The organism is Lacibacter sp. H407, from assembly GCF_037892605.1.
Classification (GTDB): Bacteria; Bacteroidota; Bacteroidia; order Chitinophagales; family Chitinophagaceae; genus Lacibacter.
The window spans coordinates 1,160,582-1,186,613 of record NZ_JBBKTU010000001.1 but is presented as its reverse complement, the minus strand read 5'-3'; the positions used below and the strand labels follow the sequence as shown (position 1 = coordinate 1,186,613).

12 protein-coding genes are annotated in these 26,032 nt (G+C 40.0%); 3 read left to right on the top strand and 9 right to left on the bottom strand.

Annotated elements, in window-relative coordinates:
- Positions 1–104 precede the first annotated feature (104 nt).
- Genes WG989_RS05090 through WG989_RS05080 form a run of 3 tightly spaced genes read left to right on the top strand, consistent with a single transcriptional unit; the run spans position 105 to position 6,875 of the window.
- Positions 105–4,757, top strand: coding sequence for a GAF domain-containing protein (locus tag WG989_RS05090; RefSeq protein ID WP_340427796.1), 4,653 nt, complete (start codon positions 105–107; stop codon positions 4,755–4,757).
- A 35-nt stretch (positions 4,758–4,792) separates the two neighbouring features.
- On the top strand, positions 4,793–5,170 hold the full coding sequence (locus tag WG989_RS05085) for a response regulator transcription factor (RefSeq protein WP_340427795.1): 378 nt from the start codon (positions 4,793–4,795) through the stop codon (positions 5,168–5,170).
- A 25-nt stretch (positions 5,171–5,195) separates the two neighbouring features.
- Positions 5,196–6,875, top strand: a complete 1,680-nt coding sequence (locus WG989_RS05080; RefSeq protein ID WP_340427793.1) for an adenylate/guanylate cyclase domain-containing protein — start codon at positions 5,196–5,198, stop codon at positions 6,873–6,875.
- 4 nt (positions 6,876–6,879) lie between these two features.
- On the opposite strand, the gene WG989_RS05075 is transcribed toward WG989_RS05080, so the two are convergent.
- The 9 genes from WG989_RS05075 to WG989_RS05035 form a co-directional block, all read right to left on the bottom strand.
- Entirely contained in the window at positions 6,880–7,914 is a 1,035-nt protein-coding gene (locus tag WG989_RS05075) for an adenylate/guanylate cyclase domain-containing protein (protein WP_340427792.1), read from the bottom strand.
- Positions 7,914–8,288, bottom strand: coding sequence for a response regulator (locus WG989_RS05070; RefSeq protein ID WP_340427791.1), 375 nt, complete (start codon positions 8,286–8,288; stop codon positions 7,914–7,916). Before WG989_RS05070 ends, WG989_RS05075 begins: the two co-directional genes overlap by 1 nt.
- 12 nt (positions 8,289–8,300) lie before the next feature.
- Positions 8,301–11,066 (bottom strand): ATP-binding protein, encoded by a 2,766-nt coding sequence (locus tag WG989_RS05065; protein WP_340427790.1) that lies wholly within the window; start codon positions 11,064–11,066, stop codon positions 8,301–8,303.
- A gap of 179 nt (positions 11,067–11,245) precedes the next feature.
- Entirely contained in the window at positions 11,246–14,605 is a 3,360-nt protein-coding gene (locus WG989_RS05060) for a sensor histidine kinase (RefSeq protein WP_340427789.1), read from the bottom strand.
- Between the two features lie 199 nt (positions 14,606–14,804).
- Positions 14,805–20,666 carry an ATP-binding protein gene (locus WG989_RS05055; RefSeq protein ID WP_340427788.1) on the bottom strand — a complete coding sequence of 1,954 codons (5,862 nt, stop codon included), beginning with the start codon at positions 20,664–20,666 and terminating at the stop codon, positions 14,805–14,807.
- A 1-nt stretch (position 20,667) separates the two neighbouring features.
- Positions 20,668–21,774 carry a hypothetical protein gene (locus WG989_RS05050; protein WP_340427787.1) on the bottom strand — a complete coding sequence of 369 codons (1,107 nt, stop codon included), beginning with the start codon at positions 21,772–21,774 and terminating at the stop codon, positions 20,668–20,670.
- Between the two features lie 11 nt (positions 21,775–21,785).
- On the bottom strand, positions 21,786–23,837 hold the full coding sequence (locus tag WG989_RS05045; RefSeq protein ID WP_340427786.1) for an ATP-binding protein: 2,052 nt from the start codon (positions 23,835–23,837) through the stop codon (positions 21,786–21,788).
- A gap of 2 nt (positions 23,838–23,839) precedes the next feature.
- Positions 23,840–24,880, bottom strand: coding sequence for a sensor histidine kinase (locus WG989_RS05040; protein WP_340427785.1), 1,041 nt, complete (start codon positions 24,878–24,880; stop codon positions 23,840–23,842).
- On the bottom strand, positions 24,881–26,014 hold the full coding sequence (locus WG989_RS05035; RefSeq protein ID WP_340427784.1) for an FIST signal transduction protein: 1,134 nt from the start codon (positions 26,012–26,014) through the stop codon (positions 24,881–24,883). It abuts the gene before it with no gap.
- Between the last annotated feature and the right edge of the window lie 18 nt (positions 26,015–26,032).

Here is a 26,032-nt window from a genome sequence, read left to right as displayed (position 1 = left end):
ATATCTATATTTAAAGACCTGCATTTTGTATTCCTGTCCGCACTATTTAAACTCTCCTGTTCATTATCCTGAAGGCCTGGCCACATTTAAACCCATCCATTGTTATGGTAAAAGACGCACTCCGCATTGCAGAACTGGAAAAGTTATTGGCTGAACGTACTGCTGAATTAATACAACAGGGCGAAGAACTGGCTGTGATCAACAGTGTACAGGAAGCACTGGTAAAAGAGCTCGACATGCAGGCCATCTACGACCTGATAGGTAATAAAATACAAGAGCTGTTTGATGCACAGGCGGTGATCATTTCCACATTCGATCACGAAGCAGATACAGAACATTTTCAATACACCATCGAAAACGGCGAACGGTTTTATCCTGAACCCCGCCCCATCAATAAATTACGCCGGCACTTAATTGATTCAAAACAAAAAGTATTGATCCAAACAGAAGAAGATGCTATCGAATGGTTTGGCAAGGAAGTAATACCAGGTACAAAGTTTATGAAATCGGGTGTGTTTATGCCGCTGATTTCGGGTGATGTGGTAACAAGTTATATCAGTTTGCAGAATGTAGAAAAGGAACATGCCTTCAGCGATTCTGAAATTCGATTGCTTGAAACGCTGGCCAACAGTATGAGTGCGGCATTGCAGAATGCACGATTGCTCAAAGAAACCGAACAGCGTACCGCAGAATTGGCTGTGATCAACAGTGTGCAGGAAGGCCTTGCCAAGGAACTGGATATTCAGGCCATATACGATTTGGTGGGTAACCGTATCCGTGAGTTGTTTGATGCACAGGTGGTGGGTATTGCTACTTTCGATCATGAAAAGGCAACAGAACATATTCATTATCTCATCGAAAAAGGAGAGCGCTATTATCCTACACCAAAACCGATCAATTCATTAAGAAGGCATATCATCACAAACCGTGAAAAGCTGGTGATCAATAAGAATTTTGCAACCGTTGCTGATACATTTGGGATCAAACCGGTGCCAGGCACGCAACAACCAAAAGCAGCAGTATATGTTCCGATGTTGATCGGTGAAAAGATCACGGGTTATGTAAGTCTGCAGAATATTGATAAAGAAAATGCCTTCAGTGAATCTGATTTGCGATTATTGGAAACACTGGCCAACACCATGGGCGTTGCATTGGAAAATGCCAGGCTGTTTGATGAAACTACACGTCTGTTAAAAGAAACTGAACAGCAAAAAGCAGAGCTGGGTGTAATCAACAGTGTGCAGGAAGGGTTATCGAAAGAGCTGGATATGCAGGCCATTTATGATCTGGTGGGCGAACGTATCCGTAAATTGTTTAATGCACAGGCCGTTGTAATTGCCACTTTTGATCATGATACCGCTACTGAACATTTTAAGTATTTAATTGAAGATGGACAGCGTTTTTATTTGGCATCAAGACCATACGATAAACTACGGCAACATCTGATCCTTACAAAACAAAAGATCGTCATCAATGAAAACTATGCAGAAGCTTATGCAAAGTTTGGATTGAGAACATTGCCGGGAACCAATCCAACAAAATCGGCTGTATTTGTACCACTCATTATTGGCGATAAAGTAAACAGCTATATCAGTTTACAGAATAACGAAACAGAACATGCATTCAGTGAATCGGATGTGCGTTTACTGGAAACATTGGCCAATAGTATGAGCGTGGCATTGGAAAATGCACGACTCTTTGATGAAACTACAAGGTTGCTGAAAGAAACCGAACAACGTACAGCAGAACTTGCGGTGATCAACAGTGTACAGGAAGGCCTGGCACGTGAGCTGGATATGAAAGCCATTTACGATCTGGTGGGTAACAAGATCCGTGATGTGTTTGATGCACAGGGTGTCATCATTGCAACTTTTGATCATGAAACAGGAACAGAGCGGTTCAATTATTTGCTGGAGAAAGGAGAACGGTATTATGCAGAACCACGACGTTACGATAAACTGCGTTACCAGTTGATCATGACCAAACAAAAAATACTGATCAACGATAATATTGAAAAAGCCTTTGCTGATTTTGGATTAAAAGTGGTTGAAGGAACTGAAACACCTAAATCATTATTATATGTTCCGTTGATCGTTGGGAATAAAGTAACCAGTTATGTGAGTCTGCAGAATGTAGATAAAGAAAATGCATTTACAGATTCCGATGTTCGTTTATTGGAAACATTGGCTAACAGTATGAGTGTGGCACTGGAAAATGCACGGCTCTTTGATGAAACTACAAGACTGTTGAATGAAACTGAACAACGAACAGCAGAACTTGCCGTTATCAACAGTGTGCAGGAAGGTTTGGCAAAAGAGCTCGATATGCAGGGCATTTACAATTTGGTAGGCGATCGTTTATGTGAATTATTCCCTGATTCGCAGACATTGGTGATCCGCACATTTGAGCATGAAGCCGGGCTTGAAGTTTGGCATTATGCAAAGGAAAAGGGAGAACGGCAACATGTTGAACCACGGCCTCTGAACTGGAACAGTAGACAACTGATTCTAACGCAGAAATCTTTAGATATCAAAGAAAATTATGTTGAGATATCGAGGCAACATGGAGGTACAGGCGTAACTACTGGTCAGCCACCTAAGTCGGCTGTTTTTGTTCCCATGCTCGTAGGCGATGTTGTAAAAGGATCCATCAGTTTACAAAATGTAGATAAGGAACATGCTTTTACTGATTCAGATCTTCGCCTTCTTACCACGATTACCAACAGTATGAGTGTTGCATTGGAAAATGCACGTTTGTTTGATGAAACAACATTGCTTTTAGCCGAATCAAAACAACGTGCTGCCGAACTGAGTACAGTAAACAGTATCGGTAAAGCATTGGCATCACAGCTAAATGCAAATGAATTAATTGGCATGGTGGGTAATCAGTTGAAAGATCTGTTCAATGCCAATATCGTTTACCTCGCATTACTGAATCAAAAAGACAATATCATTTATTTCCCGTACCAGTATGGCGATAATATGGCTCCCATGAAACTTGGTGAAGGGCTTACGTCAAAAATTATTTTAACAGGCGAACCTTTACTGATCAATAAAGATGTGGCTGAATTAACGGAACAACTGGGAATTCAAAAAATCGGTTTGCCTTCAGCATCTTATCTCGGAGTACCGATTCCTGTTGGTGATGAGAATCTGGGTGTGCTGAGTGTACAAAGCACGGAACTTGAAAACCGCTTTAATGAAAATGATCTCCGGTTGTTATCAACCATTGCATCATCAGTTGGTGTTGCGTTGCGGAATGCAAATTTGTTTGAAGATGTAAAGCAGGCGAAGATGGAAGCAGAGGCAGCCAGTAAAGCAGCTGAAAAGGCTAATGATGCAAAGAGTGCATTTCTTTCAACCGTAAGTCATGAATTACGAACACCATTAACATCTGTACTCGGGTTTGCAAAGATCATCCGCAAGCGATTAGATGAAAAAATATTTCCGATCGTTGATAAGAGCGATCCGAAAACAGAAAAAACAATTGGACAGATCTCGGATAATCTGAAAGTAGTGATCTCCGAAGGAGAACGGTTAACACACCTGATCAACGATGTATTGGATCTTGCAAAAATTGAAGCAGGTAAAATGGAATGGAATCAGGAAAATGTTTCCATGCAGGAAGTGGCAGAGCGTGCCATCGCTGCAACCACATCGTTGTTCGATCAGAAATCAATTGAACTCATCAAACAAATTGATACAGATCTTCCTGAAATTACCGGCGACAAGGACAAGTTGATCCAGGTAATGATCAATCTCATTTCCAACTCTGTAAAATTTACCGACGCCGGTTCTGTTACATGCCATGTGTATAAAGAAAAAGAAGAAATTATTGTAAGTATTACAGATACAGGCATTGGTATTGCACCCGAAGATTTTGGTGCTGTGTTTGAACAGTTCAAACAAGTGGGTGGCGATACTTTAACGGATAAGCCAAAGGGAACAGGTTTGGGCTTACCTATTTGCAAGGAAATTGTAGAACACCATGGAGGTCGCATTTGGCTGGAAAGCGAACAAGGGATGGGCAGTACGTTCTCGTTTGCATTACCTGTTAGTAAAACGGCTGCATCAACAAGACCGGTACACCTGAATGATCTCATCAAACAATTGAAAGAGCAGGTGGCACATTCGCAACTCAAACTCATTGGCAGTGCAGCAAAAATTCTGATCGTTGATGATGATGATTCCATCCGCTCGTTGTTGCAGCAGGAATTGGGTGATGCAGGTTATGCAATTGATGAAGCCAGTAATGGAAAAGAAGCACTTGAAAAGGTTAGAGACAATCGTCCCGATCTGATCATACTTGATATTATGATGCCGGAGATGAATGGCTTTGATGTTGCGGCTGTTTTAAAAAACGATCCTGAAACAATGGATATACCCATTATCGTTTTATCTGTTGTACAGGATAAAGCAAGAGGTTTCAGAATTGGTGTCGACAGGTATCTCACCAAACCAATCGATACAGGGCTGCTCTTTAATGAAATTGGCAGCTTACTGGAGCAAGGCAAATCAAAAAAGAAAGTAATGATCGTTGATCAGGATGCCGGTGCGGTAAAAACATTAACCGATGTGTTGGCCACCAAAGGATACGAAGTAAGTGAATCAGTTGAAAAAGAATTGGTGGAGCAGGCCATTGCCAGTCAGCCCGATATTATTATCATCAACTCAGCACTTTCAGGTAAACATGATATTGTACAAACACTCCGTTTTGAAAAAGGATTGGAGAATGTATTGTTCATCGTTTACCAGTAAACTATACATCATTCACAAAAAGGAATCGTAAAATCATGGAACAAAAAATTTTAATTGTAGATGACGAGGCACATATCCGTATGCTGATTGGTCAAACGTTGGAAGAGCTGGAAGATGAAGGCGTTGAATTTTTAACGGCAGAGAACGGAGAAATTGCACTCGACATGATCCAGAAAGAAAAACCAGAGTTGGTATTTCTGGATGTAATGATGCCGAAGATGAATGGCATGGAAGTTTGCCGGCGAGTAAAAAAAGAATTGCAAATGAATGATGTGTTCATTGTATTACTAACAGCAAAGGGACAGGAAACCGACCGGCAAAAAGGACAGGATGTTGGTGCTGATGTATATATGACCAAACCATTTGACCCGGAAGTATTATTGCAAAAAGCGAAAGAAGTATTAGGGCTTTAGTTTTTCACCAACACCTGGCATCCGCATGGCGCAACCTACATTAAAATCATTACTGGGTAAACGAAGTGACACCACTGCTTGGCTGCAACAATGGGTTGACACCACGAAAGCAGCCATTGTGGTGGAAGATGCGCAACATAACATTTTGTACAGTTCATCAGCAGCGATCCATGAGCCGGAGTTTCCTGTTACATTGGATGATGATGTGGCGGGTTATGTAAAAGGCGATGCAAATGCAATTGTTATTGCCGGTTTACTTTCATTGATGCTGCAGAAAGAAGCGGAGAAGAAAAAACTGGGAACAGAAGTACTTCATCTGTACCAGGAGTTAAATGTGATCTATAATTTTTCAGAAAAACTTACAGAAACAATTGATCCGGATGTGATCGCTCAACTTACGTTGGAGCAGGCCATGCATTCCATTCCATCCGATAGCGGTGTGGTTGTGTTGTGGGATGATGAAAGTAAACAGTTAACCATACCGGCCATTACAGGCGAACAGCTTTTTGATGAGCATCAACTCAGCAGCAATATTATTTCACTCTTGAAAATTGGATTGAACGGTCAATCAGAAATATTAAGCGACCTGGCTTTGTTGAAAGAAAAAGAAATGATCAGCAGCGATGTACAATCGTTGATCTATGCAACAATGAAAGTAAAGCACCGCATATTGGGCGCTATTCTTCTTGCAGGGAAACAAGGAGAACAATACTCAGCAGCGCATTTGAAACTATTGGTAACGCTGGCAACGCAATCGTCCACTGCCATTGAAAGTGCTATGCTGTATGAAAAAAATATTCGTGAAGTACAGGAGCGGGAAGAAGCGATCTTACGGATACATGAAGTAACCAAAAAGTTTGTACCGAATGAATTTATTCGATTGTTGGGCAAAGAAGCACTGACGGATGTAAAGCTGGGTGATCAGGCAGAAAAAATCGTAACTGTTTTATTTACTGATATACGTGATTTTACTTCACTGTCAGAAAAAATGACACCGGAAGAAAATTTTCGGTTTGTTTCTTCCTTTAACGAAAGGCTGGGTCCCATCATCCGTTCACACAACGGATTTATCAATCAATACCTCGGCGACTCCATCATGGCAATTTTTCCATTGCACCCGGAAGATGCATTGAATGCAGCCATTGCCATGCAACAAGCCGTACATGAGTTGAATGTGCAACGGCAGTTAATTGGATTAACAGCCATCAAAGCAGGGATCGGTATGCATACCGGCCCGTTGATCATTGGAATTACAGGCGATGAAAATCGATTGGATGCAGCCACTATTTCAGATACGGTGAATACGGCGGCACGTATTGAAAGTCTTACTAAGTACTACAAAACATCATTACTGTTGAGTGGAGAGACCATGCGTTATATTACAGAACAGGAAAAATTTAAATTACGTCATCTGGGGAAAGTGCAGTTAAAAGGAAAACACAATCTGCTGAGTATTATTGAATGCATCAACGGCGACAGTGCCGTTAAATCAGCAATAAAAATGAATACATTATTACAGTTTAACCAGGCGATGAACCATTATTTTGAGCAACGCTTTGATGATGCAATCCGGTTGTTTGAAACCATCCTTGCAATTGATCCGGACGATCACACTGCAAAACTATTTATGGGAAATGCAATAAAGTATGCTCATGATGGTATTCCCGAAAACTGGAAAGGTGCAGAAGAAATGCTGCATAAGTAATTCATCAATCCATTACTTCATATACCGCTACTTCCTGTTGTTTATTTTTCAAGGCTACATCACCCACTTTTCTACAGTTGAATGATTCCTTTACATTGTGCCACGCCGCTTCACTGATAACGATCTGGTTGGGTTTTGCAATTGACTGTAAACGTTGTGCTGTATTTACTGTATCACCAATAACGGTGTAGTCCAGCCGCTTTAATGTAACGGAGCCAATATTACCGGAGATCATTTCCCCGCTGTTGATACCAATGGATACTTTAGGTGTGAATTGATCCGACACCGACGGCAGCATAGCAACTTTGCTGCGAACTGCCAATGCTGCATCAATGGCACGGTCGAGATGAAAATTTCCACGGAACACTGCCATCACAGCATCGCCGATAAATTTATCAACGTGGCCGCCCTGTGCAATAATTTCTTTCACCATCACATCAAAATAATTGTTGAGCAGATGTACCACGGCATCGGCACTGGTGGTTTCGCTGATCGAAGTAAAGCTGCAAATGTCAACAAACATAACCGTGGCTTCCAGTGTTTCGTTTTCCATTAACGAACTTTCATATTCACGGCTGCCCATAAAATTGAGCACCGTTTCATCTACATACATTTTCAGGATATTGTTTTCTTTGATCGCCTTTAAGGTATCCTTGATATGCAGAACATGTTTCAACGTTTTTTCCATTGTAACCTGCAGGTCTTCAAAGTTGATGGGCTTGGTAATAAAATCAAATGCACCTCGGTTCATGGCGGTGCGGATGTTTTCCATATCACCATAAGCTGATACGATCACCGATTTGATCAATGGATTCGATTCACCCAATCTGCTCAGTAAGGTCAGTCCGTCCATTTCCGGCATGTTGATATCACTCAACACAATATCAACATCGGGATGCTGCAGGATTTTTTCCAGTGCATCTGTTCCGTTGATGGCAAAAACAAATTCATACTCCTGCTCACGTATCTTTTGCCTGAATTTTTGTTTGATCAGCACCTCAAGATCCGTTTCATCATCGGCTACCAGTATTTTGGCCATTAGTTGATAGTTTTTAGTTTTTCTTTCAGTGATGTAAAATCAACCGGCTTTGTTAAAAAATCATCTGCGCCAAGACGTTTGGCTGTATTAAAATTTTCTTCGTCACCATAAGCAGTGATCATCATTACAACAGGAGGTGGTTTGTAGTATTTCTGTTTGATGTGTTCCAGTAATTCAAGGCCGCTCATGCCGGGCATGTTGATATCGCTGAGTATAAGCACAGCTTCATGTCCATGCTCCTGGAGATAAGTGAGAGCTGCTTCTCCCGAAAAAGCAAAAGCAAAATTAAATTCACCGGTTTTTATTTCCCTGCGAAAACGTTGCTCAAACAATACCTGTACATCCTGTTCGTCGTCTACTACTAAAATGTTCATTGTTATGTAAGTTTAAATTGGTAGTTGAATGTTGAAAGTGGTTCCTTCATTTTCTTTTGTTTCCACATTGAGTACGCCGCTATGTGTTCGTATAATATCATAGCTCAACGATAAACCTAATCCCGTTCCTTCGCCGGTAGGCTTGGTGGTAAAGAAGGGTTGAAATATTTTGTCTAATACTTTTTTGGGAATGCCGTTACCATTGTCTGTTACAGAGATCGTAATACCATCCGTAGTTTTCCTGGTGCGTACAATAACAGTAGGTGTGTATTCTTCGCCTTTTGCCTGTTGGAGCGCTTTGCGTTCATTCACTGCATAGAACGCATTGTTGATGAGGTTTAAAACAACACGGCCAATATCCTGCGCTATAACTTCCACCTTACCAACAAATGCATCAAAGTCAGTTTCAAATTTGGCATTGAACGATTTGTCTTTTGCACGCAACCCATGATACGATAAGCGCAAATACTCTTCTGCCAGCGCATTGATATCGGTCAACTCTTTTTGGCCGCTGCTGCTGCGGCTGTGTTGGAGCATACCTTTTACAATCGAGTCGGCACGTTTACCATGATGGTTGATCTTTTCAAGATTCTGGATCAGATCTTTTGCAAGGGATTTCACTTCTTCTGTATTTCCCTGTTCTACTTCTTCAACCAGTTCTCTGGTTAGCTCAGTACTCACCTCACTAAAGTTGTTCACGAAATTCAACGGATTTTGAATCTCATGTGCGATACCTGCTGTAAGTTCACCAAGGCTCGCCATTTTTTCTGACTGAATGAGTTGCTTCTGCGTTTCCTTGAGGTTATTAACTGTTTCGTTTAATTTTTTAAACGATTCTGCATTTTCCAGACCAATGGCGGCATAAATAGCAATGGTGCGCAACATGTTTACATGATAGTCGGTAAATGCATTTTTTTGAAAACTTTGTACAGTAATAACGCCAAACATTTTTTCCTTCACCTTCAACGGTAAATAAATCAGTGAAGCGGGCTGATCGCCGGCAATTGGAGTTGGAATATTTTGCAGATAGTTACTGTACTCTGTACTAAGGTCGTTGATGATGATCTCTTTTCCGCTGATAAAACACAAACCGGCAAACCGGTTTTGATCGTAAATGGAATTGCTGTAAGCATCTAATGCTTTTCCGTTTTCATACGTAGCGGGGAAGTCGATCGTTTTTGTATCATCGTGATAAATGCCAACACCAAAAATAGAAGCATCCATCAATGTATTTACATTGTCGTACACAGTTCCAATGATCTTTTCGATGGAAAGTGAAGAAGTGATCTTGCGGCCTATCTCGCCAAGTAACTCTACATTGTTGTACGATTTTTCAAGATTATCTTTTTGCAATGCCAACTCTTTTGCCTTTTCATCAATTTCCTGTTTTTGCTGTTGCAGGATTCGATTGGCTTTTTGCTTTTGCCGGATATTGCGAAGCAACAGAACGGCTGAAATGAGAATAAGTCCCAGTACGATCAGTGCACTAATAAGAAAAAACCGTTGTGATTTTTTTTGTTGATTTAATAATTCGATCTGGTCTTCTTTTTTCTCCATTTCAAAATTATGCTCAAGAACAGTCGTTTTATTTTTTACTTCTGCACCAATCACGCTGTCTCTGCTGTTGATGTAGCGGTTAAAATAGAGGTAAGCATTTTTATAATCATTCTTGAGTGCATATGCATCAGCCATCGATTTGGAAGTGCTGAGGATATCTTCCATAATTCCTGTTTGGCTAGCGTTGTCGTAGCCTGCTTTTGCATAATACAAGGCACTGTCGGGCATATTTTTTTTCAGGTAGGCACGGGCAAGGATGCTTTCTACCCATGAATCAGCTTCAGAATTATTTGCTGCTATAAAACCTGCTTTTGCCAGATCAGCATATTGAAAAGCAAGTGGTAGGCTATCAAGATTTACATATACATCTGCGAGGTTGCTGTTTGCAATTGCAATAGAATAGATATTTTTTGTTGCAGCAATTGACTGTTTGTAATAACCAATGGCTTCGGGATATTTTTTTGCCAGTCGGGCATTTTCACCTAAGGCGTTGTATAAGTTAGCCAGCTGTTCGTTGCCTAATCCAAGCTGCTTGATCAAACCTGGTTGTTTCTGAAGATACTCATTCGCCTTATCGTACTCTCCAATCAATGAATAGATGCTTGACAGGTTATCATAACTACCATATAAAATAAGAGGAATATTCAGCGTCTCGGCTTTTTTCAGGGCCTTAATACCATATTCCAGGGCAAGTGCATAATCACCAAGTGAAAAATAAAAAGATGAAATTTGATTCTGCGATCTCGCTATTAATTCATTGTTGTTGATTTGCTGCGCAAAAGCTTCCGCTTTTATTGATTCGGAAAGGATAAGCCTGTAATCTTCGTTGTTCAAACTGGCGGATCGTACCATCGCCCACCATTGCAAGGGCTGGTCGCCTATTTGTTTTGCAATTGAATCGGTTTGCTGAAGCAATGTTAGCGCTGCGGCCTTATTACCTTTACGATTTGTTACTCTTGCTGTGCCGAGAAGTGCATACGCTTCGCCTTTTGTATAATTCAGCTTACGGGAAAGCATCAACGCTTCGGCAGCAAATTTTTCCATCTCATCAACAGAGATCATGGGACTGGCGTTGCAAATTTCATTCAGGCGGTTTACCCGAAACGTATCCTGCTGCGGATGTTCCTGTATTTGTTTCCGCAGCCGTTCAATCTCAAACGACTGAGCCTGGCAACAAACAGAAATAATGAGGAAGGCGAACCATACAAAGGCTTTTCTCATGGTAATAATGCAGATTTTGGCTGGATGATTAAAACATATGAAATATAAATAAAAATGACGGAAGATGAAAACATTGTTCAGTTATTTATCCGATAGAATTTTTTTGCATGCGTTACAAAATATCACAGCATTTTGCCGGTATTCATCTGTGTGATCCACTCGTTCTTTTAATCAGTGATTCAGACAATTGGTAATTGAATCATGAACGTACTTCCCTCGCCCTCTTTCGTTTCTACCTTCAACTCACCACCGTGTGCTTTTACAATATCATAACTCAAACTCAATCCTAAACCCGTTCCCTGCCCTGTTGGCTTGGTGGTAAAGAATGGTTGAAAAATTTTGTCTAACACTTTTAAAGGAATGCCATTGCCGTTGTCGGCAACTTTTATTTCTACCGTATCATCCATTTTTTTTGTGCTTACCGAAACAGTTGGTTCATAACCTGCCATGTTTTGTTTTGATTTTTCATTGACTACATAAAACGCATTGGTGATCAAATTCAAAATCACTCTTCCAATATCCTGTGGAATAATGTTGATGTTGCCAATGCTTTCATCAAACTCTGTTTTCATACTTGCATTGAACGACTTGTCTTTGGCACGAAGACCATGATACGCCAAGCGTAAATATTCATCAGCCAAAGCATTGATGTTGGTTGGTTCTTTTTGTCCGGAACTTGAACGACTGTGTTGCAACATTCCTTTTACAATTGAGTCGGCCCGTTTTCCATGCTGAATAATTTTTTCTTCGTTACTGATCACATCATCGGCAATTGCTTTTGCATCATCCAGATTTCCTTTTTCCATTTCTTCTTTCATTTCTGTAAGCAATTCCTTGTTTACTTCCGAAAAGTTGTTGACGAAGTTTAACGGGTTTTGAATTTCGTGTGCAATGCCTGCAGTAAGCTCACCAAGGCTTGCCATTTTTTCTGACTGTATCAATTGAGCCTGCGTAGCCTGAAGCGTTTTGTATGCTTTCTCAATTTCTTTTGCCTGTTCTAATTCTTTTTGCTGTGTTCTTTCCCTTTCTCTTTTTACGATATAATATTTTTGGTACTTGTAAATGAAATACCCTGACAGGATAAATAGCAAAGCGTATAAACCATAAGCCCACCAGGTTTTCCACCAGGGCGGAGAGATAATAATAGTTATTGTTTTTTCTGTTACAGAACCTTCGCTATTGATTGCTCTTACTTTAAGTATATACTTACCAGGAGGTACATTGAAAAATGAAGCTTTGTGTTCTGTTAGCAGATTATTCCAGCCATTATCAAAGTTTTCGAGTTGATAGCTATACTTGATAGCTTCGGAAGAATTATAATTGAGCGCTATAAAATCAATTGAAAATGAGTTTTGATTAAAATGAAGGTTGATTATTTCTGTTTTCCAAATCGGATTTTTAAGAACACCATCTTCACCTGGAAATATCTCTTTGCCTCCAATGCTGAGTTGAGTAAAATTCAATACAGGTGCAGGGCTGCTTACATTAATCTCTTCGGGATTAAACATGTAATACCCATTGTGACCACCAATGAATAAACGACCATCTGATGCTTTATAATTATTCAACCAATTCCAATTGGACGAAAAAATGCCATAGTCTGCATTAAACATTTGAACACGTTCCCGGTTGGCATTAATTTTTAGAATAGCATTAGCTGTTGTAATCCAAAGTGTTTGCTGATCGTCTTCTAGTATGTTTAGTATCGACTCTATACCTGTTGGAAAACTGGGAGAATTAAAAGGGACAAATTGGTCTTTTGCTTCATCATACAGAAACAAGCCAACATCAGTACCTGCCCATACAATGCCTTTTGCATCGGTTAATACAGCTTTCACAATGTAACCATTCAAATAGTGTTTGAAATAATTACTATCGCTAATAAACTTATCTACTCCGCCAAAATTAGCAAACCATAAATGGTTGTTTTTGTCTTTGGTAATACTGTAAACAGTGTTACCGCTGATACCCTTTTTATCTTCATCGTTGAAACGATACACTTTGAACTGATTAGTAGAACGATCAACTCTTGCCAAACCATGTTCACCTCCCAACCACAGGTATTGTTTGTTTTCTATAAAAATGCTGTGAAGTGAATCCAGGGTATTTCCCCGGGTTGCATTTACAGGTTTGATGTGCGTAAATTTTCCTGTTTCCGGATCTAGAAGATCAAGCCCCCCCACATGAGCAGCAATGTATAGCTTACCATTTTCATCGGGTTGAATGGCTACAACTGAATTATGGTTGATGCTGTTGGAATTTTTTGAATCATGCGTCAAGTATTGTAAGGTATTAGCCGCAAGATCCTTTCGTACAAGCCCTGATTCCGTACCAAACCAAAGAATATTATTATTTGGCTCCAGATAAAATGCATTGACTGCTTTTTTATTCTGGTAATAAGGAATTGATTTTTTGCCATAGGATACTGTATAAATATTGCCTGTAATACCGGCAATCCAAGTTGTACTATCGGCAGCTATCAGTATACGAAGGGCACCATTTTCTTTAAAACCTGTTATCGTGTCCTTTTCAAATGATGATATATTTTTTTTGCTTTGAGGTATCCCAAAATGATAGGTCTGTTGTTCTTTGGGGTCATACCAATTGATACCGTTGGCATACGATCCAATCCAAATTTTACCTGCGTAATCTTCACTTATAAAAGTAATGGCATCAGTACTGTCGTTTTTAATTGGTGAACTTAATTTTTCCGGTTTTGCAGGGTCAAACAAAAGCCTTGTAAACTTCCCTGTTTCTCTGTTGAGCGTATGTAAACCGTTTCCGCTTGTACCTACCCAAAAATTACCCTTACTGTCTTCAAAAATGGAAGAAACAAATGGATGAATGAGGCAGTCCGGATTTAACGGATCTGCTTTGTAAAAAGTTTGTTTACCCGTAGCAGGATCCAACCGAAAAAGCCCTCCATTTTCAGGTACATTGCTAGATGGGTCACCGCTAGAAAACCAGATGATTCCTTTTTTGTCTTCGTAGATTACAAAAACTGATATACCACGGTTAGCTGAATTTTCCTGAACGATTGTTGGAATATGGATAAAGCTATTGGATTTGGCATCGAATTTTTCTAACCCTTTATTTGTTCCTATCCATAGCTTACCGGTATGATCAATTACAACACTAAAAACAGTATCGGAAATGATGCTTTTGGGGTCAGCTTTGTTGTGCCTGAAGTGTGTGAAACTGTTGGTAACAGGGTCGAACCTATCAAGTCCACTACCCACGGGTGATAGCCAAATTTTACCCGAAGGATCTAATGCCATAGAAATAATGAAGTTGCTGGCAGGAGTATTTGAGTTTTCTGGATCATGTCTGAATGTTTTAAAAGTTTTGCCATCGTATCTTACAAGGCCTTTTGTAAAACTGCTAAACCAGATATACCCTTGCTGATCCTGTATCAATGCATTGGCCTGACCAAAGTGTTGCGTTTTTTCATCTACCTGCAAATTGAATTGTGGTAGCTGTGCAAATGAATATTTGCCCATAAAAACCCATACTAAAAAAAGCAAAAAAATATTCTTCATACATTATTTTATTTTGCTGGTAATTGAATCAACACCTTTTTCTGTTTTAACAATTTATGCTTCGCCATGTGCCTTCACAATATCATAGGTGTCTGAATCACGGATGTTCACGGGTGGATGGATTGCACTGATTTCGTTTATGTTATTCATCCGTGTAATCCTTTAATCCTGTTAACCTGCCTGCCGGCAGGTCCATGGTTCAGACAATAGGTATTTGAATAATAAATTCACTTCTTTCTCCTTCCTTCGTTTCCACTTTCATCTCACCTCCATGTGCTTTTACAATATCATAACTCAAACTCAAACCTAATCCTGTTCCCTGCCCGGTGGGCTTGGTGGTAAAGAATGGTTGAAAGATTTTTTCTTTAATAGAATCAGGTATGCCTTTGCCATTATCTTTTACGCTGATCTCAATTTTTGAGTTCGCTTTTTTTGTACTCACTGAAACAGTAGGTTCATAACCTGCAATTCCCTGCTTTGATTTTTCATTCACTACATAAAAAGCATTGGTAATTAAATTGAGAATCACTCTTCCAATATCTTGCGGAATAATATTGATGTTACCAATCGTTTCATCAAAATCAGTTTTCAATGTTGCGTTGAATGATTTGTCTTTTGCACGCAGACCATGATAAGCTAACCGCAAATATTCATCTGCCAGTTTATTAATATTTGTTGGTTCTTTGGTAGCACTGCTGCTGCGGCTGTGTTGTAACATCCCCTTTACAATATCACCGGCACGTTTACCATGATGATTGATCTTTTCAAGGTTTTGTTTCAGATCCTCTGCAATCTGTTTTGCATCTTCTAAATTTCCTTTCGCTATCTCTTCGTTCATCTCGTCGATCAACTCCGTACTCACATCAGAAAAATTATTGACGAAGTTCAACGGGTTTTGAATTTCATGTGCAATGCCTGCGGTGAGCTCACCGAGTGATGCCATTTTTTCTGATTGGATGAGTTGCTTTTGGGTGGTTTGCAGTTCTGACAAAGCTGTTTCCGCTTTTTGTTTTTCTTCCTTCAATCGTTGCAAGTCAAACCTTGCCTGTGTTAAATCCTTAAACCTTGAATAAGCCAATGAGAAAACGGAAGCTGCTCTTTGCAACAGATCCCAGCTTTCGGACGATATATCGCCGGCTGACGCAGCTCCAATGGCGCCATGTGAGAATTTAAAGAGATGGTAGGTTCGGTCGGGTATACTCTGTCCATAATACCCCTGCAATGAAATGGATTTTGTTTCGCAGTAGTTGATCCATTCTTTCCGGTTGGCTCCCTGCATCACAATGGAAACCTGTTTTGAATCAGAACTATAAAAATTTTTCATTTCTCTTCCTACCCATGTGTCGTGCAGTTGCAGCGGAAAATGATCACTGACTAATTTGTTTTCTTCCGACCTGCTGTCTTTTAATGCATACCAGCATTCTGTCCGGTTCATTGTTTCATCATGAATAAAAATGCTGCAGGTCTCTAATTCTTCAACTCCTAATAAACCCATTTCATGCCGAAGTACTTTGGCTACTTCTGTCAATTCTTCGGGCTCTTGCATAGCCAGTGCCCTTGCACGTACTTTCTCCAATGCCGTTTCAATTTTTGCCTGGCGGGCTTGCGATTCGGCTTTTTGCAGATCGAGAAAGCGTGTATAAGCCAGGTCAAATGCAGCACCCATTTTCTCTAAGATCGATTCGATTTCAGGAGCCGGTTTCTCCAGTAAATCGATGCCCATCCTGCCATTGTTTAACTGGATGGTAGGGTGATAAAGCTGTTTGAGATTAGTACTTGCAATAAACTGTTCGGTTTCATCCGCCTGTTGATTACGGTCGATATCACGAAGCCATTGGATGGTGCATTGTAAATCATTTTCATCCTGCATTTCTACAAAGTAATTGGCTGTATTGCCCCAGATCCTTCTCATAAAAAACGTAGGGTCGGTGTCTTCAAGCCTGAATCGGATATCCATTGGATGTTGCAATGCTTCGTCATTTATTTCAATGGACGTAATATCCCATATTCTGCATCTGCCATCGTTTTCTTTGAGATGAATGGTGGCGGCGATAACATTGGGGATATCTAAACTCATGATCTCTTCTTTGAGCTTGTGCACGACATAAAGTATTTCTTCAGATTGAAACATCGCCAGGGCCCTTGCCCTCACTCTTTCTACAGCCAGATTAATTTGTGCTTCTCTTGCCTGCGCCTCTGCCTTTTTTAAATCGAGAAAACGGGTATAGGTTTGTTCAAACACTTTTGTGAAGCGTTTGAAAATATCATGTGAGTCAGGAACTTTTTCATACGTGATGAACAATAGAAAACCTTGCGTGAATTTGCAGAGATGGTTGATCTGATACGTAGGTAGCGATAGTCCCAGTTCATCGATCTGATCAAACGTCGGTTTCAGATCAGGAAAAGATTTCATAAACGCATAGTGTTCTTCTAAGGCTTTACCACCGAGTTCCTGCACCAGCATTGTTTGTTCACTACGGAGAAAATCACCCATTTCAGCAAAGGATGCTTCACCATACAGGCGAAGCTTAAATGGTGTTTGTAATGTTCCTTCACTACTCATACAGCAGGTAGCTGAGGTTTTATCTTCAGCAAGAATATTATACCCGCAGCTCCAGGCGGGAATACCCAATCCCTGCACTTCCAAAAATAATACGTTGGCTACTTCAGGTAACTCATCGCTTGATTGCATACCCATGGTTCGTGCCCTTGCCTTCTCGAGAGCAGCTTCGATCTTTGCTTCCCTTGCCTGTGCTTCTGCTTTCTGTAAATCAAGAAAACGGGTATAGGTTTGTTGAAACACTTTTGCAAAACGCAACATAATATCTGTTTGCTCCGCAGATAATTTTGTGCCGCCAACTATCAATATATACCCTTCTTTAAAATAGAAATTATGCAGAAATAATTTTGCAGGCGAAATGGCAATCAGTTCTGCTGCGCTTAACGGAAAATTTGTACTTCGTTCGGCAATAAACGTTTGGTGTTTGATGGTTTCGTTTTCATCCATTTCAACTATGAAAGAAGAATCTCCTTTTTTCCAGTTCTCCACCACCTGTTGCATATGAATGGTTTCATTATGCGGAATGATTACAGGCACGGGCATTATTTTTTTTGTACCCGGATGTGGTGTGTAATTCAATCCATTTTTTTCTTCTTTATCAATTAATACGTAACCGGCTGTAAGGCTTTCAATGCCGAGCTTTTGCATTTCTAAAAAAAGTATTTCACCTGCTTCCAGTAACTCATCACTTTTGTGCATGGCCATACTTCTGCTTCTCACTCTTTCTAATGCTGCTTCTATCTGCGCTTCTCTTGCCTGTGCTTCTGCTTTCTGTAAATCAAGAAAACGGGTATAGGTTTGTTGAAATACTTTTCCAAAACGCAGCAATGTATTATTCTCATCATCGGTGTAAGGAGTTCCTGAAAAGTTTTCGATATACAATCCAACATTCTCTAATAAAGCAGTAGATGCGGCAAGACCGGGGCAGTTTAAATAAAAATCTTTTGATGCTTCCGGTAAACCGGGAACATAGGAGAGAAGCTCCTTATAAAATTTGTTCTTTTCTTCAAAATTCAAATGGGTAGCAAAGAAGTGTGTGTCTTTTTCTTTTGCTTCATTAAATTGATTTGCCCAAACAGATTCAAAATAGGGATGCGTTATTTTAGAAGGAATGTCCTGCTCATCCGCAATCCAGAAATGCCAATCTCCTTTCGGCTTATAGTCAACAACAAAACCGGCGTGGTCAAGATGAATATTTAATTGCCTCAGTTGCTGGTAAACAATTTTTATTACCTCTTTAAGTTCCTCACTTTTTTGCATTCCCATGCTACGGCTTCTCACTCTTTCCAAAGCTGCTTCAATCTGTGCTTCTCTTGCCTGTGCTTCTGCTTTTTGCAGATCAAGAAAGCGTACGTAAGCTTGTTCAAAAACTTTTGCAAAACGCTTTATTATTTCTTTATCACTTTCATTTAATGACTTCCCGGAAAAATCTGCGATACCAATACTTGAATTTTTTTCGAAAGCCGGTGAATAAGAATAAAATTCCTGTTCAAAAAGCCATTTTTTCTGTTCTTCAAGCCCCTCGACATTTTCATAAGTAGAATTTTCAAAAAAGAATTGGAAATAACTATTTTTTACCTCCAATGAATATGCTTTACTATAAAAGTCAACTCCACCTTCTTTAGCAGACCAAAAATCATCTAAAATCGGGTTTTGAAAGTAGGGCGTTGAAATGTAAATATTAGAAAAGTCAGGGGAAGCCACCCATTGATTAAAATTTCTTGAATTTTTATCAAAAACAACAACGACCGCTACCCTTGATTGCATGGAAATGTCCAACTCCTGAAATTTTCTTTGCACCTCGGCAATTACTTCACTTAATTCATCACTTTTATGCATTGCTAGAGATCGTGACCGAACTTTTTCCAACGCCGCTTCTATCTTTGCTTCTCTTGCCTGTGTTTCTGCTTTTTGCAGATCAAGGAAACGGGTATAGGTTTGTTCAAATACTTTTGCGAAACGCATAAAAATTTCATGCGCTTCGGGAACCGGTTCATAAGTGATAAAGAGTAGGTAGCCATATTTGAAAAAAGCTACATGATCAATTTGCGAAGCAGGAAAAGGAATACCTGCATTTTTCATTTGCAATAACTGATCTCCCACACCGGGCAAACTGCATAAATACTCATAGTGAGCAGGACATTCGTTTTCACCGATCTCGTTTATAAAAAAAGTTTCTCCATTTTGTGCTGCATTAAAGTAACGAAGAAAAACTCCTTCTCGTGGCGTTCTGTATTGCGGAAACGTACCTTGTCCATTACTGCCCCATTCCAGTGAACTGTTGGGATCTTCATCGTTTATATTGAATGCACAAAACCACGTGGCTACTCCTAAAGCCTGTACCTGCTTCACCAATTCAAGTGAGAGATCTGCCAGCTCTTCACTTTTATGCATGGCCATGCTTCTTGCACGCACCCTTTCCAGTGCTAATTGTATCTGTGCTTCTCTTGCCTGTGCTTCGGCCTGCGTTACATCTGCATATCGACGGTAAGCAAAATCAAACACATTTCTGAAACGTTTCAGAATATTCAGTTGCTCATCTGTAATGGATTTGAAGGTTGAAATGCCGATGGCTCCAACACCAATGGAATAGAAATAATAATACAATGCATCTATCTGATTGAGTCGGGGATCTTCATATTCACCACTATCACGGCGCCGTTGTTTCCAACTTTCCAAGTCGTCTTTTGTAACAACCAATTCAGCAAACGCATCTTGAGAGTTTTTGATTTTTTTCTGGAATTGCTCAAAAACAGGGTGACTGCTGTATGAAAGGATGGCTTTATGTCCTCCTGTTTCATCTGAATAATCATAATCAATTAACGAACTGCTGTCATCATCCCAAAAATTAATCAGCGTATTTCTTAATTGGGAGAAACCGAGTGATTGCAATTCTGTAAACATTACTTTGCAGATAGCAAGAATATCATCCGGTTTTTTCATGCCCATTGCTTCGGCCCGCACTCTTTCTAATGAGGTTTCAATTTCCAGTTCCCGATTTTTTTGTTCCAGTTCAACAGTGCGGCGCTTGATTGCTTCACGCAGTTGAAGGTTCTCTTCTGCTATTTTATCAATGGAAATGTTTTGACCATCCTCTGTTTTTGTATCCGGGAAAGAAGAATGTTGATGAATGATTTTCCAGCTATCATTTTTTTGCTGCATCAATGAGGATGCCCTGAATTTGGAATAAAAAATCCAGTTACCATCTGCCAACGCATAGAGATCGCAGAACTCATGTATCAGAATCGAATGCTCCTGCTGTTCTAATATTGTTTTGCGGTTCCGCATTTCTAATTTTCCTGCTACCTGTTCAATGGTATCATACAGAAATTGAACAGCATCTTTTTTATTAAAGAATACTTCACTCTCTGCACTGCCTACCTGTGTATATTCATCCGCAAGTAATGGATGCATTGCTTCTACATCACCTTTGATATAGTTATCCCAATAGGCGTGGTACACCTGCAGTATTTCATTTTCCTGTTTCGTAGTTAGATTCATTTTAATCTTCTTTCAGTCCTTTAATAATCACATTTCCAGTTCCGGTTTTATCGCAGGGATAAGCAAATTCTTTTTGCCACGCTTTGGTTGTGTTGATGGTTGTATAAAATTCATCTAAATACTTTGTTGCAGTTTTCAGATATTTTTCATCAATGAAAGAACAATTTGTGAACAGTTTATAGATCTCCGGTTTCAATTGATTATAATGTGCAATTACCGGTTCAAATATGGTCAGCTCATTTACACAATAACCACGGTAACGGCGTTGACGAACCGAAATCATGTGCAACTCTTCGGGAGGTAATGCATAAGGAGCACTTACAATACCTGCATGATCAAAATCGTAGGGCACTGCAAAGGGAACAGCAGTTTCATCTTTTGCCAGCAGCTTGATGTTCTGCATATATTGAATGGACCAATCGGTATTGCCTATCAGGTATTGAAATACAGCCATCGTTAAAAATTCAGTTTGCTGTGTTTGCTGCGGCTGTAATTTTTTTTCAACAGCAATCAAGTTGTTTCGTTTTGCCATTTGCGATTCTTCTTCGAGCAGGATGCCATAAAAAGACGAAGCTGTTTTCTTTGTTCTGGTATCTTCTAATGTTACTTTCACTAATCTTGTTCTGAAACTTTTTGGCGTAACAAGATTATAAATTTTATAGGCCAACCATTCACGGATAATGTATTCATCTCCCTTGCATGGCATCACCAGTTTTAATTTCCGTTGCTCTTTGAAAATGGAGCTGAGATGTGAGCCTTCTTTTGGAAATTGGATGAGTAAGGGAGGATAAGTGCAGTTGCCCAATACTCTGCGGAAATGACCCCTTGTTTTTACTTCAACCGGAAGATCAAGTTGATTGTTATTTTCATTGGAATAGGAAAGAACTAACGGAAAGTTCTTTGGATTGTCGGATTTGTCATTTAATAAATTCCGCAAGTTTCCTTTCAACGTGAGATTCAAAATAGCATCCGATTCAAAAAGGCCTTTTTCAGCAAATGGTGCTTGTGCTGCAGGAACAGCGGGTGCTGCGGCTATAAAAAACATAAAGCAAATACCAGCAATACTGGCAGCCAGTATGGGCCAACGGGCAACTAAATATATTTTCATAACTCCATTTTTTAAAAAGGTAATTGAATAGTAAACTCACTTCCCTCTCCTTCTTTCGTCGCCACTTTCAACTCGCCACCATGTGCTTTTACAATATCATAGCTCAAACTCAATCCCAAACCCGTTCCTTGTCCCGTTGGTTTGGTGGTGAAGAATGGTTGAAATATTTTTTCTTTGATAGAATCAGGTATTCCGTTGCCATTATCTTTTACAATGATCTCAATTTTTGAGTTCGCTTTTTTTGTACTCACTGAAACAGTAGGTTCATAGTCCACAATTCCCTGCTTTGATTTCTCATTCACTACATAAAATGCATTGGTTATTAAATTCAGAATTACTCTTCCGATATCCTGCGGAATAATGTTGATGTTGCCGACGCCTGCATCAAAATCAGTTTTCAATGTTGCGTTGAATGTTTTGTCTTTTGCACGCAGACCATGATAAGAGAGGCGGAGGTATTCATCACACAATGCATTGATGTCGGTTGGTTCTTTTGCCCCGCTGCTGCTGCGGCTATGCTGCAACATCCCTTTTACAATTGCATCGGCCCGTTTACCGTGATGATTTATTTTTTCTAAGTTTTGTTTTACATCATTTGCAATCGCTTTTGCTTCTTCAATATCTCCTTTGTTTAATTCTACATTCATTTCATCGATCAACTCATTACTTACTTCACTGAAATTGTTGACGAAGTTTAACGGATTTTGAATTTCATGTGCAATACCTGCGGTGAGTTCGCCAAGGCTTGCCATTTTTTCGGATTGGATGAGTTGGGACTGTGTTGATTTTAATTCCTGCAAAGCAGTATCTGCTTTTTCTTTCTGCAGATCAGTTTCTGCTTTTTGCATTTGTAACTGATCATAGGCTTTCTGTTTTTGCCGGTTATTGCGGTAGATCAGCAAAATGATAATCATGGCCACAGCAATGCCTGCAAACAGGATATACATTCGCCGTTTGTTTTCGGCTTCTGTTCGTTTCTTTTCTTCTTCCTGTAACCGGATTTGTTCATCTAATGTTAAACGTTGAAAGGCTGAAAGTCTGCTTAATTTATTGGTTGTTAAACTATCCTTCACCGTTATTGCAAGTTGCAGGTATTTGTTGGCGCTGTCGGTATTTCTTTTTAGCAAATAAGCCGTCGCAAGATTCTGGTATACCTTACCAAGGTTTATATCTCTGGACCAGAATGTAGTTACAGCGCCAAGTGATTCAACTACTGCAAAGGTTTTAGATGCATAATGTAGCGATGAATCGGCATTTCCATTTGTTTTATAGTAGTTAGTGAGGCTTTCATATACACCGGCAACAACAGTAAAGTTTGCTTCGGGGATGGCATATTGAAGCGATTTGTGATAATAGTTCAATGCTGTTGTGTCAAGTCGTTTTTGCCAATAGATATCTCCTATAACAGAATAGATATTGGAAAGGTATTTTGAAATGCCGCCACGAATGCCGTACGCTTCACCTTCCTTTGCATAAAGCAAAGCAGAATCGGGCTCATTTAACTGCATGTAATTTGTGGCCAGCAACATATCGGCAACAGTAACCCGAAAGGCATTATCGATTTCTATACCAATTCTTCTCCCTTCTTTGAAATAGTGTACACTTTCAGTGCTTCCTGTTTGCAGTTTCAGGTGGCCGAGCATATGATTGAGCATTGATAAAGTAACCTGGCGGCTTTTTCCCGGCGTATTAAAAGCAGTAAGTTCCCAGGTGTTTGCGTCTTTGCTTTCTGTTGCAATTTGAACAGCTTCTGTAAGATTGGTTAATGCTTCACTGAAACGACCAAGATATATTTGTTGATATGCCATTTGTCCTAGCAAATGCGCTTCTTCAATCCTGCGATTGTATTTTTTTGCAATGGCATAACGTAGCTCTGCATAGCGAAGTGCAGAATCCCGGTTGGTTTCTTCGTAAAACGTATAGATGGCTCTGGAGGCTTTAAATTTTACAGAATCATTCGAAGCCAGTTGAAAGGCTGTTTTTAAACTGTCGGGCAATGTTTGCTGAGCTTTCGCAGCAAAGGAAACGGATACAAAAAGAAGTAGGATGATGGGGTGCTTCATTGTTATAACGAATCTGGTAATTGAATAATAAACTCACTTCCTTCTCCATCTCTTGTTTCTACTTTCAACTCACCGCCGTGTGCTTTTACAATATCATAACTCAAACTCAATCCTAAACCGGTTCCTTGTCCTGTGGGTTTGGTGGTGAAGAAGGGTTGAAAAATTTTATCGAGTGCTTTTTGTGGAATGCCGGTGCCATTGTCTTTTACATGGATCTCAATGCGGTCATTTAATTTTTTTGTGCTGACTGAAACAACGGGTTCGTATAATTCAGGCTGTTGTTTTTTCCGTTCTGATACTGCATAAAATGCATTAGTAATGAGATTGAGCACTACACGACCAATATCCTGCGGAATAATTTTTATCAAGCCAATCGTTTCATCAAAATCTGTTTTCATGGCTGCATTAAATGTTTTGTCTTTTGCACGCAAACCATGATACGCTAACCGTAAATATTCATCGGCCAATGCGTTGATATCGGTGAGTTCTTTTTGTCCGCTGCTGCTGCGGCTGTGTTGCAGCATGCCTTTTACAATATCACCAGCACGCTTGCCGTGATGGTTTATTTTTTCAAGATTTTGTTTTAAATCCTTTGCTATTTGTTTTACATCTTCTATGTTTCCTTTTTCGATTTCATCATTCATTTCATCCACCAGCTCTGTACTTACTTCCGAAAAATTATTGACGAAGTTTAACGGGTTTTGAATTTCATGTGCAATACCTGCAGTGAGTTCACCGAGGCTGGCCATTTTTTCGGATTGGATCAACTGTGCCTGTGCAGCTTTTAATTCCGCCAGCGATTTGGTCAATGCTTCGTTTGTTTCTTCAATGGCTTTTCGTTTTTGGTCCAGCTCTTCAATGGTTTCTTCCAATAAAATAGCAGTGGTACGTTTTACTTTTTCGGTACGGTCAAGTTTGAAGGCAGTTATCTCTAATTCTTTATCAGCATCTTTCAACGATTTTGTGATCGCAGCTTTGTATTCAGCGGTTAGCGTTTCATCCTGTTGAATTAAACTCAATATGTTTTGTAAATGCTGATTCATTTATTTTTCTTTTATCGCCACACAACAGGCCGTTAAGTTGTGCATTTCCAGATTTCCACCGGTAGCCCTTGCCAGTTCTGCATTGCTGAACATGCCGACCATCGGCACATCCCACACTTTGCTCATGCCTTTTATTTCTTCATTGATAAGCGGCCCCAGCGAAACAAACCGCCCTGCGCAACTGAATATGATCAACGCTTCTGCATCAGGTATTTCGGTTGCTTTCAAATCTTCGCACCCTTCAATTACTTTTTCTATTACATCAAAATCCGGTGGCAACGAAAAACGAACTTTGGAACCCTGGGGAACCGCACCGCTACAATAAAAAGAGTGGTCGGTCCAGTCAATCATCAGACCGGGCCTCATTACCGGGTCGCCGGTTTCTCGTTGCAATTGCAAAGGAAATTGTGCTGCTACTTCTATGGAAAAGCCGCCATCATCTTTTATTGTTAGTCCGCCATATTTTGCTGTAAGGTCCAGCACCGGTATATCATCCACTGTATACACATGATTGCCTTCGCTTTTTGTAACTGTTTTTACCGTACCTACTGCTTTCCAACCACAGATGGCCCGACCCCGTAGTTTAATTTTGTCTTCATCAAAGGCCAGCATAACGACGCCCCTGCTGGTTTCTTTATTATTGGTAAATACAAATTGCTCCTTAAAACTAAAATCATCACCCGCCATGCAGCCATGTATGTTTACAGTTTTACCTATTACATCTTCGAAACCAAAAAGCAGTTGCTCTGCATCCGTTTCCATATTACTGCCGGCAATAAGAAATGCAGGATGAGCAAACCGTTCCAGCGTTTTTGTAGCCATGCCTGTGGCTACTTCCCGGTAGTTTTTATCGGGGTATTCTTCAAAAAGAATAGTAAAGTAATCCCGGCTTATGTCTAGTAACATGATGGCCGCAGAACCCATTTCTATTTCATCATCAATAAAACCACCATTGGTAGTGGCCCCAAAAATGGTGATGCCTGCATCATCTAATATTTTGAAGATGGCATTGCGATCTTGTTTAATGGACAGTAAGGCAATAGCCAATGTTGGTTTGAAACCATCGGACATGCTTTGTTGTACGGCGGATTGGATTTCTTCTATTGAAACTCCTTTTATTGATTTTGCCTGCATGGTAGAGCTTGATTTTTT

Coding starts and splice junctions, on each gene's coding strand:
- WG989_RS05075 (WP_340427792.1), bottom strand. CDS start 7,914: ATGGCCAAAATACTGGTAGCCGATGATGAAACGGATCTTGAGGTGCTG.
- WG989_RS05040 (WP_340427785.1), bottom strand. CDS start 24,880: ATGAATCAGCATTTACAAAACATATTGAGTTTAATTCAACAGGATGAA.
- WG989_RS05085 (WP_340427795.1), top strand. CDS start 4,793: ATGGAACAAAAAATTTTAATTGTAGATGACGAGGCACATATCCGTATG.
- WG989_RS05055 (WP_340427788.1), bottom strand. CDS start 20,666: ATGAATCTAACTACGAAACAGGAAAATGAAATACTGCAGGTGTACCAC.
- WG989_RS05060 (WP_340427789.1), bottom strand. CDS start 14,605: ATGAAGAATATTTTTTTGCTTTTTTTAGTATGGGTTTTTATGGGCAAA.
- WG989_RS05050 (WP_340427787.1), bottom strand. CDS start 21,774: ATGAAAATATATTTAGTTGCCCGTTGGCCCATACTGGCTGCCAGTATT.
- WG989_RS05090 (WP_340427796.1), top strand. CDS start 105: ATGGTAAAAGACGCACTCCGCATTGCAGAACTGGAAAAGTTATTGGCT.
- WG989_RS05070 (WP_340427791.1), bottom strand. CDS start 8,288: ATGAACATTTTAGTAGTAGACGACGAACAGGATGTACAGGTATTGTTT.
- WG989_RS05045 (WP_340427786.1), bottom strand. CDS start 23,837: ATGAAGCACCCCATCATCCTACTTCTTTTTGTATCCGTTTCCTTTGCT.
- WG989_RS05035 (WP_340427784.1), bottom strand. CDS start 26,014: ATGCAGGCAAAATCAATAAAAGGAGTTTCAATAGAAGAAATCCAATCC.
- WG989_RS05065 (WP_340427790.1), bottom strand. CDS start 11,066: ATGAGAAAAGCCTTTGTATGGTTCGCCTTCCTCATTATTTCTGTTTGT.
- WG989_RS05080 (WP_340427793.1), top strand. CDS start 5,196: ATGGCGCAACCTACATTAAAATCATTACTGGGTAAACGAAGTGACACC.